Origin of the sequence: Vibrio sp. 10N.222.52.B7, assembly GCF_041474275.1 — a bacterium.
Taxonomy (GTDB): Bacteria; Pseudomonadota; Gammaproteobacteria; order Enterobacterales; family Vibrionaceae; genus Vibrio; species Vibrio crassostreae_C.
This window is the reverse complement of the sequence record NZ_JBFRTU010000507.1, coordinates 1-362: the sequence shown is the minus strand read 5'-3', so window position 1 is coordinate 362 and position 362 is coordinate 1. Positions and strand designations below refer to the sequence as shown.

Genomic DNA, 362 nt, shown 5'->3' with positions numbered 1-362 from the left:
GCCTCTTTCTTTAATTCAAAGCTTGATTCTATGCTTGGTTGGCTTTCAGAGTCGTTGCTTCGCTCTATTGCTTGAAGCAACGAGTCAGTTAACTGAAGAATCTGTTCCTGACTGTGATTGGCCGTTAAGGTAATTCGTAAACGAGCAGTCCCTGTCGGAACGGTTGGTGACCTTATCGCTGTTACCCAAACTTGATTGCGCTTTAATTCTTCGGCAATAGATAATGCAGCTTGAGCTTCGCCAATAACGAACGGCTTGATTGGGGTCTGAGTATCAATAAAGCCTTTCACGCCAATCATCTGCTCAGCATAAAGGGCGCCAAGTTCTGTCAACTTCTCTCGACGCCACTCTTGCGTCTGAAT

At 45.6% G+C, this 362-nt stretch carries 1 protein-coding gene; it reads right to left on the bottom strand.

Annotated features, from left to right (window positions below):
* Nucleotides 1–362 (bottom strand): aminotransferase class I/II-fold pyridoxal phosphate-dependent enzyme (locus AB4512_RS23925; protein WP_372175991.1); only part of this gene is annotated, 362 nt, incomplete at both ends.